Here is a 12,163-nt window from a genome sequence, read left to right as displayed (position 1 = left end):
GTCGCGGGCGGTGCTGCTCGCGCCTGTGCCTGCGGGAGGGGTCGGTCTGGGCCTGCTGGGCGCAGGGTTCGCCCGCTGCTGTGGTGTCCTGCTGTCGCCTGGGGACGCGGGTGTGCCAGATGCCGGGGAAGCCGGAACCGTACGGCCGGTGGGAGTGGGGGAGCCTGTGGGACGGGGCGTCGGCGCTGGACGGGCCGGCAGGCGGCGGCTGGTGAAGGGCCCGGGTCCGCCGCGGTCGTCGGTGTGCTCGCGCAGGACGCGGGCGACGTGGCGTCCGGTGTCGCCCCATGTCTGGGCGTCTTCTCGGACGGTGTTGCCCCATACCCGCACCTGCTGTCGGGCGTCCTGGGAGTAGCGCGACCCGCCCGACCGCGTGCGGCGCACAGTGGCCGGCAGGCCGACGGTCGCCCCGTACACGGCCCGGCCTCCGCGGTGCAGGATGCGGTAGCCGCGGAAGCGGACCAGCCGGTTGTGGGCCCGGGTCGACAGCAGGGTGCGGTCGGTGTTCTGGTCGTGCAGCACCTGGCCGGTGTTGCGGTCGACGACCTGCCCGTCCGCGTTGCGGTAGCGGTCGGGCGGCCCCCCGGGCCGGCGCGGCCCTCGGCCAGCGTCATTGCCGCTGTCGCCGCCTGGGCCGCCGCCCGGGCCGCCCGCGCCGGGGTCGCCGTCGGCGGTGGGCTTGCGCCACTTGGCCAACTGCTCTCTGTCCGGCCGCCGTCCGATCAGCAGCCAGCCGGCACCTTTGACGCCGAGCCGTGCGCCCAGCCCGCCCACGGCCGCGGCCGCGGTGAGCGGGGCGAGCCCTCGTCTGGCTTCGGCTGTGGCATCGGCGAGGATGCTGCCGGTGTTCACCGGCATGCCCGCTCCGTCGGACAGGGAAGTGAGCGCGCCCAGCAAGCGCTGCCGGGTGCCGAGCAGCCCGAACCTGCCGCCGCCCCCGCCGGTGAAGGCACGCAGTCCCGCGCCGTATCCGCCCGTTGCTGCAGGGGAGTTCATGGCGAGCGCGGCACCGAGCTCGGAGGTGTCGCCGGGCAGGTGGGTGCCGCCGACCTTGGCGTAGCGCATCCGCATGGCCATGCGCCGGCCGAAGGAGGCGATCCCGGTCAGCAGTCTGCGGTGCCCGGCCGCTCCGGCGATGGCAAGGACGTCGATGAGCAGGATCCGCTCGACCATCAGGTCGGGTCCGCGGGTGATGGTGGCGTCTACGGCGATCCCGAAGAAGGGAATGAACGCGCAGATCCCGGCCACGGCCAGGACCGCGATGCCCCACACGGACAGCCACTTCCACACCGACTGGCGCGCGGGCCCAGGCAGCATGCCCGCGACGAAGGTGACACCGCCGACGGTGGCCGCGGCCGCGCACACACCCTGGGTGCCGAGCAGAACGATCGCGCTGGACATCAGCATGCCGCAGATGAACAGCGCGGCGATCAGCAGCAGAAGGGCACCGCCGACCCGCCACCAGGTGGGCTTTGCGGCGTAGGCCGCGCACGACGTGCCGACCGGGCCGGCTTTCTTCAGGTCCGAGAGGAACGTGGCGAACGCCTGGTCCTCGTCGGTGACGATCGCGCTTGGGGCGTAAAGGAGTTCGCCGCCTGGCGTGAGCTCCGGCGGATCGGTGACGGGGGTCGGGATGCCGTCGATACCGCGTTCGCAGTACTTCTTGGCCTGCCCGACGATCTTCTTGCAGGCGTCCTTGGCCTTGTCCGAGGTCTGCGTCTCCGTCTGCGCACGAGGCATGTACCCGCCGGTGACCCACTTCAGATGGACGGCGTACGCTTTGCGGTCGGAATCCTTGGCCGGGTCCAGGATGCGTCCGTACTGAAGGAGCATGTACGGCTTCACAATCAAGGCGTTGGTGATTGAGTCCTGGAGGGGCCGGGCCACTTCTGCGGAGGAGACGGGCCCCTCGCCTTCCCGCTCCTCGCACTTGGTCTCGGCGTTGCCGGCCATGCCGGCGCAGGGGTCGTAGCTGGCGAGTTTGCCGCCCCAGTCGTAGGAGTTGACGCTCTGCTGGGCGACCTCGGCGGCCACCTGCTGGGACTGCCCCAGCGGTCCGTCCGGGCCGAGCAGAGTGTCGGGGCGGATGAGAGCCGAAGCGGCGATCGCCCCGATGAGCAGGGTGAGAAAGATTTCGCCCAGACCGCGGCCGACTCGGCCACGCACGATCATGAACCCCGCGAACACAAACGCCCAGGCCAGCAACAGCCCCTTCAGCCCGAGCGTGTCGACGACCACGCTGTCGTAGGTGCCAGCGACCTTCTGCGCCGGGTTGGCGAGGATCTTGAGCAGCGGGAACCTGAACGCCACCTCGATCGCCCACCCGGCCAGCCCGACCAGCAGCCGGATCAGGGTGAACAGCCCGGACAGGGCGAAGGCCAGGGCCTGCGTCTTGAAGGCGACGATGGACCCGCCGTCGGCGTTCAGGTCGTACCCGTCGATCGGGACACCCTCGGACGAGTAGATGTTCAGCGGGGCCAACAGGTCACCGGTCTCGCTGTTGCTGCCGGCCGCGTACACGACCTGCGTGTTCACCAGGAGGAACACACCGGTGAGCAGCACGACGAAGCCGACGGAACGCAGTCTCGCGCGGTCTGGACGGAACACGTCAGCGCCGCCTTTGCCCAGCTGCGCCGCGCAGCCGCCACACCACGAGAGCACCCACCCCCGCACCGGCAGGCACCAGCCTCCACGCCCCGCTGGCCACGTTCTGATGACCGGCGGAGGCATTGGCCGTGACACCGCGCTCGCAGTACGCCTTGGCCGGGCCGACGATCGCCGTGCAGGGATCGTGGTGCGCGGGGCGGGCATCGGTGGCGAACGCCTGCCCGGTGTGAGGCCACCATGCTTCCGGCAGGCACGCCCCGAGAGCGAGGATGACCGCGCCGGCGACGACGGCGATCACGGTGAGGATGGTCACGGCCGTGGCGATACGCCCAGAACGGTCCCCGGAGGACGTGGGCATCAGAGGTGCTCCTTCGGACGGGCACCCATGGCCTCACCGGCAGCGGGTGCGGAGCGTGGTGGGGCGCTCGTGCGGCGTCCTGGCGTGGTGGTGATGGAGGCGGTGATGCGCTGGATGCGGGGGATGACGGCCTTGATGCGGCCGGTGTTCTGCCGCGGGCAGGTCAGCAGGAACTCGCCCTCGCGGCCCTTGTGGCCGACGGGGGACAGACCGGTGGTCACCAGCCGCAGCAGCTCGCTGTCGCCTGGGTCGAGGCCGACGAACTCAAGGCCTCGGCGGGCGCGTTCGCGGTCGGCGGTACGGGCCAGTGCCCGGTAGGCCATCAGGCCGCGGTCGGGGCCGAGTTCTGCGGCGTCGTGCGAGCCCGCCAGGAGCCCTGCGCCGTGTTTGCGGCCGTCGTGGAGGATCTCGTGGACCAGCGCGGTGCCCTCGGCGGACGAGGTGAGCCAGTACAGCTCGTCCAAGACGACGGCGGTGAACCTGGTGGGGTCCTCGAAAGCCGTCTGCCGGGCGAGCGCGGCGATCAGGTAGAGCACCGCCCGGCCGATCAGCGCCTCGAGCGGCTGCTGGTGCAGGATCTCAGGGTTGGCGAACGCGGCCTTCGGGGGCAGCTTCAGACCCGTGGTGGTGATCACGATCATGTCGCAGGCGCTGGAGGCGTCCAGCCGCACCGGCGGCAGCGTCGGGTCGAACACCATCCGGGCCAGGGAGTTGGTGGCGACGACGCGGATGAGGCCGGCGAGCGTGGCGGCCGCGTCCTGCCGTTTGCCCGCCTCGCGTGTGGCCGTCTCCTCGAGGACCTCAAGGACGCGGTGCATGGAGGAGGCGTCGCTGAGGGCGGCCTGCTCGACGGCGTGGTGGAGGACCTCGCCGCTGGTGCTCATCGGGCCGATGCCGAGCTGCAGGGTGAGGTAGGACAGGGCGTAGTGGCGGCCTTCGGGCCCGGTGAACATCCGCAGCGGGTCGATGGACACCTCGGCCTGCGCGGCGTCGATGATCTGGACGCGGCCCTGGGCGGCGGTGCGGGCAAAGGTGGCCCACTCGCGTACAGGGGTGCGGTCGATGCAGATCGCGCAGCCGCCGCGCGCCCACACCGCCTCGGCGATCAGTTTCTGCAGGACGCTCTTGCCCGCGCCCAGATCCCCGACGATGCCCATGGAGGCGGAGGCGTCGGCCTTGGGCGCATCCGCCACGTTGATCATGACGGGGCGGGTGGTGCCGCAGTCCAGGTCGATCCCGAGGAACATGCCGTTGGGGTCGCCGACCTCCGCAGCGGTGAAGGCCCCGGAAAGCGCCCAGTCTTCGGAGACTTGGTGCTGGGTGAACTCCCGCACGATTCCCGGCCGTACAGTGCCGGGCAGGCCGAGGGTGAAGAGGGCCTCCTGCAGGCCGGCCGGGCGTATGGCGCGGTAGTCGGCGCCGGCGAGCAGCGCGACCAGTGCGCGGGCCCTCGCGTCGCAGATCGCGGCGGTCGGCCCCCACACTGTCAGCACGGTCACCGACTGCACCTCGAGCTCCACGCTGGTGCGGGAGAGGCGGGCATCGAGCTCGCCGAGGTCGCGGGCGGCCTCGGTGAGGGAGGCGGGCATGCCGGTGGGGCGGGCGTCGTACTGGTCGGCCTGGTCGATGAGTTCGTTCTTCTTGCGCCGCACCTGCTCGCGTGCCTTCTCCGCGGGCACGAGGGTGAGGTCGACGGTGTAGTCGACGGGGAAGTCGAGCAGTTCCAGCTGGGCGAACAGGTCGGCGGCGTCCTGGCTGACCGCGGGCGGGCACTCGGCCAGCACCAACTGTGCCTGGTAGCCCATCCCGTTGTCGGACTCGACCTGCAGCCAGCGCCGCCCGAGCGGCGAGCCGGTGTTCACGCGCCACCAGGCCGTGCGGCCCGACCGGGTGATCCGGCCCGCCCTCTTGAGCTCACGGGCGTCATCGAGGTCGGGGTCGATGCCGCCTTCCTGCAGGCGCATCTGGCCGAGGTCGGCGTAGCTGGGGGAGCGCAGCACCCCGCCCTGGAGCTGCCCGCCGTACATCTGGCTGGTCTCGGCCTCCGCCAGCAGCGGCTCGGCCAGGCCGCGGTGCAGGGCGTGCTGGATCATCCACACGATCTCCGCCGGGCGGGCCGGGCGGAAAGCGATGCCGCCGGCGAGCGCGGCCTCCACCCGTGAGGCCTGCTCGCGGTACGCGCTTACCTCGCGCCGGGCCACCGGCGCCGGGCGCATGCCCAGCATCGGTGCGACCTCGGCCCACGCCGCGCCGAGGGATGCCGGCACCAGGCTGCCGGTTTCGGTCTGCAGGGGCACGGCCAGCCACAGGGTGCGGCGGTGCATCTCCTGGTCGTCGAGCAGGTCGAGGGCGGCCTCGACGTTCTCCACCCACGGGTGCCGGCCCGCACCGGGGGTCTGCTCGGCCGGCTCGATGCCCTCGATCATCTTGAGGGCGATCTCGCCCGGGTCGACCTGGGCGCACATGCCGTACAGGCGCGGGGCCCCGGACAGCGAGCGCACCAGGTGGGTGATTTTGGCGAGTTGTTCGTCGCGGACGGGTGCGGGCACGTAGGTGCCCTGGACGGTCTCCTCGCGGCGTCCCTGCGCGTCCGGGCCCGGGTGCAGGCGGTAGAGGGCCCACACGCTGCCCTGCGTCGACCACACCAGGTGCCCGGCGATGTGACGGATCGGGACCCTCACCGCGCACCCCCCTGCTGGGTGAGCGCGAGTAGCTGCTGCACGCCCGACACCGGCCCCGATGCCGTGGGAGCAACTGGCTGGGTGCGCCGGGGTGCGCACGCGCGGCCTGCGGCCGGGACCGGGCGCGGAGCCCGGGCTGGACGCCGCTGAACGGCAGGGGAAGGCGCGGCCTGCGCAGCCGGGAGGGCAGCGGGCGCGGGCGCGCCCTCGATGGTGAAGCCGCCGAGCAGCGGGTGGGGAGCGCGGTCGCGGGCGGCCCGCCCGCCGATCCGCCCTCCGCGGGGCTGCCGGCCGAGCAGCACCCAGCCCAACGCGGCCTGCATCGGCGCACGGCCCTGGACCTTCGGCCGGCGCACCATCCAGATGACCAGGCCCCACCCGACGATGGGGACCGGCCCCATCCACGACCACCAGCTGATTGTCTTGACCAGGAGGAAGCCGCCGCCGACGGCGAGGGCGATCTGCGCCGGGGTGTACGGGCCGAGGGGGATCTTCCAGTCCGCGACCTTGCCTAGGACCCAGGGGTGTCGGCGGGCGGCGGTGTAGAAGCGGCCTACCCGTGCCGCGGCGGCCGCGCTCACAGCCAGTCTCCGACGCCTGGCGAGTGGTCGTGCGAGGAGGGGAGTTCGGACCGGACGATGCCAGGAACGGCGGGCGCGCCCTTGGACGGGTTCTTCACCTCGTCGGTGAACATGTTCGCCAGGTCGTTGCGCGAGTTGTACAGACCGAGCGCGATCACCATCAGGAGCAGGGCGCCGATCCCTGCCTTCAGTGAGAACTTCTGGATCATGGTGACGACGACCAGGCAGATCAGACCGGCCTGAAGACTCTTTGTCGCCCACTCCTTGAACATGTTGATCCACGAGTTGCCCAGATCGTCCAGCTGCCCGGCGAGCATCAGGCTGTGCACGGTGTTCACCGGGCACCCCCGTCCTGGGCCGTCCCGGACTGAAGCGCGGCGACTTCCCACCGGCCCGAGCGGGCCTTGAGGTCGAGCTCGTACGCCAGAGGCCACCGGCCGGTCGCGTCCCGGGCTTCCACCGAGGCGAGGACCCGCACCTTCGTACCGTCCGCCGGCACCTGCCCGGCGGCCGCGGCCTCTTCGACGGCGGACACCTGCTGGACGGCAACAGCCGAGTACGGGGCGGGGGAGATGGCGGTGAGCTTCACGCCGGGTGCGAGATAGCGGTCGACCTCTCCGGCCCCCGTCAGGTAGGCGGCGAGGAACTGCCCGACAGCAGACGACAGATCTCCCTCTGAGACGGTGACCGAGTACGACGACTTCGCCACCTGGGCCCGGGCCGGGCTGGCTACCACGCCGGGCGCACCGGTCACCGTGAACGAGGAGCCCGTGCTGTCGGAGGCCACTGGCACCGTGTAGTACCGCACCGAGCCGCCTGCGTACTGCGCAGCCACCGTCACCGACCATGCACCGTCCGCCCGCTGTGCACTGCGTACTGCCGTCACGGACTGCGGCGCCGATTGCGCACCGGCGGCTAGGTCGGGCAGCTCGACGTCCGGCGCCATCGACTGCGCAAGCCGCGCCTGCGCACTCGTCTCGTCGTTCGCGTTGCTGCGCAACCACGCGCCGACGAACACCTGCGCATAGCCGCCCGGGGCGGCGGATGTCGCGGTGCGCACGGCGCTGGGCTTGGCCGCGGGGGCTGCCGCAACCGTGGTCGGGGTGGAGGCGACGGCGACACACAGGGCGATGGGGCCAGCCGCGATGACGGTCCAGACCGCCACGCGTGAGAGGCGTACGCGGCGGCGCATCGCCTCCAGCCGGGCGCCGGCCGCCATCGGAGCAGCGGCCTCGCTCTGTGCGGACTGCTTGCCAGGGGACATGGTCAAACTCCCAGGTCAGAACGTGTACTTGCTGACCTTGAGGAAACCCGCCGACCCCGACCCGAGCACCGACCACGAACCCCCGACCACGGTCACGATGGGGACACGAAGTCCATGGTCGGGGTCATGGTCGGCCCGACCATGACCCCGACCACGGGTCTGCCGCGAGTTCGCGGCAGGTCACCGCGACCGGCGCGCTTTGCCCAAACCGGCGGCCGCCACGCGATCACATGCTGACCGGCCACAGGGCCCGGACACCCGTGCGCAGACGGAAGCCGGCCGGACCGCGACACAGGCCTGCGCAGTGCGTGAGACGGACCTGCGCAAGAGAAGCTCAGGAAGTCCGGGCGGACTGCGCAGCCGCCCCAGCACAACTCGACTGCGCAGGATCCCCAGGCCGGTTGCGCAGCCGACTGCGCAACACCATTCCAGGGCTGCGTAGTCGACTGCGCAATCACTGACGGCCCGAGCTGAAGGCGCGTGGTTGATGGCGCTCGTTGAAAACGACCGCCCCCTGCTCGAGGGCGGCTCCACATCTGCTCGCTGAGTCTCCCCGTCAATACGGCATCTGACCTGTGGCGGGGTACCTTGCGTGGACGGGCAGTCACCGAGCGGCGGGCTGCGGCCGGTGTACGGACGGATCAGGGCGGCCCTGACGCTCATCGGCTGCTTGATTGGTCCAGGAGAGGGGCCGGCGAGCGGTGAGGTCTGGGCGAGCTCCGCAAGGATCTCAATGGCCTCCGTCAGGCAGTGGTAAGCGGATTAGGGGTTGGGCTGACGGGCAAGCCATTGTTGGAGTTCGCGGTGACGGTACTGGTATGAGGGCCCGCTGTACCGAAGGAGACCAGCGGAAGCGGCCCAGTCAAGGAAACGAGCAAGGCGAAATGGCAGCCGACGGCGCGAGCACAGGAGAAACACCGTGTACCGTCGCGCCGCACTGAGTCCGCGTGTGAGTCCGAACGCGAGTCCGGCTGAGAGTGCGCATGCGAGACCGTCCGCCAGGCTGTCCGGGGGCTGACCCGGCGGGCCGCCCAGGAGCCCGCCGACGATGGCGCCCGCCACGATGAGCACGAGACCGTAGACGAAGTCGCCTCGGATGGTGGCCCGCGGGCTGGCGGCCGTGGTCGGTTCTCCTTGCAGTCCGAATGCCAGGCTGATCGCGACGCCGATCAGGAGGCCGACCGGAAGACCGACCGCCAGGCCGGCCGTCGGAACGATCGTGAGACCGATCCCGAGACCCGTGCTCAAGCTGACCAGCACTGTTTTCCGGCCGACCGCCGTGCGCAGGCGGTTCCAGTTCAGGTGTCGCGGACTGTGTGTGCCGAGCGCCAGGAAGCCGGCGAGGACGGCGAAAAGCGCGACGGCAGCCGAGTAGCCGGTGAGGGCGCCCTTCGCGACAGTGAGGGGGAGGGCAAGCAGAACCGTGAGCGTGGCCAGCAGCGCGTCGGCGGTGCGGACGCGGCTCCGCCCTGCGAGGGGCCACAGCCTGTGAAGCGTGAGGTCGGTGCCGCTGGTGCTGGCAGGTGTCCCTGCTGTTACTGGCTGGGGATTGGTGAGGTGGACTGCGAGTTGCCGGAGCCAGCGGTCGACTTCGCCCGCCCGGTAGCGGCGTGGATTGGGCGCGGCGCTGACGGCTGCGGGGATATAGCGGGCGAGAAGATAGTCATCGAGCTTTGCTGGCGTGGATTGGGCGAGGAGTTCGGAGGGATCGCCTTCACGGTGGTAGACGGTCGCGGCGAGGCACAGTCGCCAGGGCGTGGACAAGAGAGCGGCCATTGTGCCGCCAGGGTGAACGACCAGATGATCCAGCAGCCGCTGCCAGCGTTGTGGATCGCGGGCACGGTCGTGCAGGTACGTTCGGGCCTGATCGGCATCGACAGGAGCGATGGCGATGCGGGCTGCGTCCCGAACCCGGAAGCCCTCTGGAAGGGCGTCGTAGTGATCGGTTCGGCTGGTGAGGATGAGCGGTGCGGGGTTCAGACCGTCTCGGTATGTGTCCAGGGCGTTCAATGCCGAGGCGGCCCGTGGGGCGTGCGAATCGGGGGTTCCGTCTGGGCGCCGAGGGTCCATCTCATCTAGACCGTCCAGGACCGGCAGGACCATGCCCTGTGCGACCAGGACTTCGGCCAAGCGTCGTGGCCAGTCGTACGCGTCGACAAGACGCTGCGCGAGCAGCACGTCGAGTGGCTGCTCGGTGTCCCACGAGTTGAGCGGGATCCGCACAGGAACTGGATCGGCGTCGTCGCGGGTTTCGATCAGGTTGAGGAGAAGTTCAAGGGCGAGAACCGTCTTGCCGGCTCCCGGAGCGCCGGTGATGACCAGACGGCTGGGCCGTGTGGACCGGTAGTAGGCGGTGATATCCGGCACTGCTGCAGGTGAGTCGGTAAAGGTTAGGCCTGCGGCTGGGGCAGTGGCCGATCGGTCAGTCGACAGGTGCAGGACGTATGCGAGGTTGATGCGCTCGGTGTCCTCCCCGAGTAACTGAGCTCGGGCCTGGCTCTCACCGGTCCTCACCTGCTGTGCCAGGGTCCGGGCCCAGCCTCGCGCGACCTCGGTGTCGTTGCCTTCGATGGGCCTGCGCAGGGACAGCACGGCTGTCACCAGGCCAGCCACGCCGAGCGGAAGGCCGAGTAGGCTTGCGGTGTCAGCTGGCTGCAGGCCGCCGTGTATGAGTTGCCGCGTGGCGTACGCCACGCTGACCACGATGAGCAACACACCGAGCGCACCGATGAGTTGCCAGTTCAGGCGATGACGGCGTCCCCCGAGTTCGGCCATGAGGCGATCATTCCCTGAAGTAGTCGACCACGCGGGCAACTTGTCGCACTTGTGACCGGACCTACGGCCGCGCCAAGAAAGCACGCGATGGCCAAGGCATTGCGCCGAAATCCCCACTCAGTTGAATGTCGGAGCGAGTGAGGTGGGAAGCGCCCCTGGCCGATTCCAAGGCTCTGTCCGCAGTTTCGTGAATCCCCAGGTCAGCGGAGTGAGCGAGGGATCGTTTCGGCAGAGTATGTCCCGACATGGCGAGTAAGACGGTCGAGGCGGTGTTGTTTCCCGGAATCGATGTGAGAGTGGAGCGAGTCAGCGGCTCCTCCGACGTCCTCGTGGTGGAGGCGGTGTCCACGGCTCGGCCGGGCCGGTGCCCGGGCTGCCAGAAACAGGCGAGGCGCATACACAGCACGTACCAACGCGTTCTAGAGGAAAGGCCGTTGGTGTCTCGCCGGGTCATAGTCCGGCTGCGGGTCCGCCGGTACTTATGCGACCGGAAGAGCTGTTGCCGCAAGGCGTTAGTCGAGCAGGTGCCGGGGCTGTCCGAGCGGCACCGCCGCTCCAGCATCGGGCTGACAGGCTGGCTGCGGTCGATCGCGATCGAGCTCGGCGGACGTCCGGCCGCGCGGTTGTGCCGCCGACTGCGGCTGGTCGCGGGCCGGACCCGGCTGCTCAGGCTGTTGACGGCGCCGGCGGTGCCAGAGCGTGCGCCTCGGGTGCTGGGGGTGGATGAGTTTGCCTTCCGTAAGGGCTGCACCTACGGCACCGTGCTGGTCGACGTCGAGGCCGGCCGGGTCGTGGACGTGCTGCCCGACCGTACCTCGGAGACGTTCGCGGCCTGGCTCACCGGGCATCCCGGAGCCGAGATCATCTGCCGGGACCGGGTCACCGCCTACACCAAGGCGGTCAAGGAAGCCGCCCCTCATGCCCTGGAAGTCGCTGATCGCTGGCACCTGTTGCAGAACCTGTCAGCTGCGGTGGAGAAGACCTGCCACCAGCACCGCGACTGCCTGCGCGAACGTGCCGAGGAGGAGACGGTGACCGAGGCGCCGGAGCCGCCCCCGATGCTGTTGCCGCCCCCGGAACTGCCCCGCACCCAGATCATCGAACGTACCCGCCACCGCTACGAGGACATCCACCGCCTGCTGGAGAAACGCTGGACGATCAGCGCCATCGCCCGCCGTCTGCACCTCGACCGCAAGACCGTGCGCCGCTTCCGCGACACCGACCTCGACGAGCTGCTGGCCTCCGTTCGCGAGCGCCGCCCCAACGGCGTCCTGGAGCCGTTCAAGGCATACCTCAACGCCCGCTTCACCGAGGCTCAAGGCCAGGTCAGCAGCACCCGACTGTTCCTGGAGATCCAGGCGCGCGGCTACCGCGGCAGCCGCCAGGTCGTCTGCAAACACCTCGCCGCCCTTCGAGCGGGTACCGCCGAACCGATCCGGGCCGACATCCCGAGCCCCCGCAAGATCACCTCGTGGATCATGCGGCCACGGGAGAAACTCCACCGAGAGCCAGGACGAACGGTTCCTTCAAGTCCGGCTCGCCTGCCCGGACATCACCCGGGCCTGTGATCTCGCTCGGGCGTTCGCCGATCTGGTCCGTCACCGGCGCGGATACCTGCTGCTGGAGTGGATCCGACAGGCCGAACGGGACGCGCCGAAGCCCATGAAGGGCTTTGTCGGCTTCCTCCGCCAGGACCTCGACGCGGTCACTGCCGGACTCACCCTCCGGTGGAGCTCCGGGGTGGTCGAAGGGCATGTGAACCGGGTGAAAACACTCAAGCGGGCCATGGATGGCCGAGCATTGTTCGAGCTCCTCCGGACCCGCATCCTCGAAAACGGCCCATGAGACAGTCGGGCACGGCTCACCGATTGTCACTGAGGAGAAGGATCCATGAGAG

9 protein-coding genes are annotated in these 12,163 nt (G+C 70.2%); 2 read left to right on the top strand and 7 right to left on the bottom strand.

Going from position 1 to position 12,163, the window contains the following annotated elements; genetic code table 11:
- From ACWC24_RS41400 to ACWC24_RS41370, 7 genes are all read right to left on the bottom strand, one after another.
- A partial coding sequence (locus tag ACWC24_RS41400; protein ID WP_450668089.1) for a hypothetical protein occupies positions 1-2,607 on the bottom strand: 2,607 nt, incomplete at its 3' end.
- 1 nt (position 2,608) lies between these two features.
- Complete coding sequence (locus ACWC24_RS41395) at positions 2,609-2,965, bottom strand: hypothetical protein (RefSeq protein ID WP_450668088.1); 357 nt, start codon at positions 2,963-2,965, stop codon at positions 2,609-2,611.
- Positions 2,965-5,646: an ATP-binding protein gene (locus ACWC24_RS41390; protein WP_450668087.1), complete on the bottom strand. Its 2,682-nt coding sequence runs from the start codon at positions 5,644-5,646 to the stop codon at positions 2,965-2,967. The genes ACWC24_RS41395 and ACWC24_RS41390 overlap by 1 nt, the downstream gene beginning before the upstream one ends.
- Complete coding sequence (locus tag ACWC24_RS41385) at positions 5,643-6,227, bottom strand: hypothetical protein (RefSeq protein WP_450668086.1); 585 nt, start codon at positions 6,225-6,227, stop codon at positions 5,643-5,645. Before ACWC24_RS41385 ends, ACWC24_RS41390 begins: the two co-directional genes overlap by 4 nt.
- Positions 6,224-6,565, bottom strand: a complete 342-nt coding sequence (locus ACWC24_RS41380) for a hypothetical protein (RefSeq protein WP_450668085.1) — start codon at positions 6,563-6,565, stop codon at positions 6,224-6,226. The genes ACWC24_RS41385 and ACWC24_RS41380 overlap by 4 nt, the downstream gene beginning before the upstream one ends.
- Positions 6,562-7,491, bottom strand: a complete 930-nt coding sequence (locus ACWC24_RS41375; RefSeq protein WP_450668084.1) for a conjugal transfer protein — start codon at positions 7,489-7,491, stop codon at positions 6,562-6,564. The genes ACWC24_RS41380 and ACWC24_RS41375 overlap by 4 nt, the downstream gene beginning before the upstream one ends.
- A 762-nt stretch (positions 7,492-8,253) precedes the next feature.
- Positions 8,254-10,266, bottom strand: coding sequence for an NACHT domain-containing protein (locus ACWC24_RS41370; RefSeq protein WP_450668083.1), 2,013 nt, complete (start codon positions 10,264-10,266; stop codon positions 8,254-8,256).
- A 245-nt stretch (positions 10,267-10,511) separates the two neighbouring features.
- On the opposite strand from ACWC24_RS41370, the gene ACWC24_RS41365 reads away from it, so the two are divergent.
- Together ACWC24_RS41365 and ACWC24_RS41360 are read left to right on the top strand one after the other, a co-directional pair.
- Positions 10,512-11,834 (top strand): ISL3 family transposase, encoded by a 1,323-nt coding sequence (locus tag ACWC24_RS41365; RefSeq protein WP_450668082.1) that lies wholly within the window; start codon positions 10,512-10,514, stop codon positions 11,832-11,834.
- Positions 11,818-12,111, top strand: coding sequence for a transposase (locus ACWC24_RS41360; protein WP_450668090.1), 294 nt, complete (start codon positions 11,818-11,820; stop codon positions 12,109-12,111). The genes ACWC24_RS41365 and ACWC24_RS41360 overlap by 17 nt, the downstream gene beginning before the upstream one ends.
- Positions 12,112-12,163 lie beyond the last annotated feature (52 nt).

The organism is Streptomyces sp. NPDC001443 (genome assembly GCF_053597355.1).
This window is presented reverse-complemented; position numbering and strand designations above follow the sequence as displayed.